The organism is Xenorhabdus bharatensis (genome assembly GCF_037996705.1).
Taxonomy (GTDB): domain Bacteria; phylum Pseudomonadota; class Gammaproteobacteria; order Enterobacterales; family Enterobacteriaceae; genus Xenorhabdus; species Xenorhabdus bharatensis.
Map to the genome: position 1 here is coordinate 1 of NZ_JBBMXG010000117.1, position 223 is coordinate 223.

The following is a 223-nucleotide window of genomic DNA, read 5'->3' on the forward strand; positions in this document are numbered from 1 at the left end:
GTGCCCGAGTTCGCGAGATTTTCTTGTTACGCCCTTTCTGGCAGTTTGATAACGGGTTATTTCGTGATGCTTTTCTTTGAATATGTACACGATAGCCTTGTCTTTTCAGCGTCTGCTCACGCTGATGACTGGCATACCCTTTGTCCGCATAAATATCCCGACTCGTATTGGCCCTGTCCAAAACATCTTCAAAATACTGGCTGTCATGGGCAGAGGCAGTTCC

The 223-nt window shown here is 47.1% G+C and carries 1 protein-coding gene; it reads right to left on the minus strand.

The window, feature by feature from the left end; translation table 11 throughout:
- The coding region (locus AAC855_RS21480; RefSeq protein ID WP_340612150.1) for a transposase at nt 1-223 on the minus strand (223 nt) is incomplete at both ends.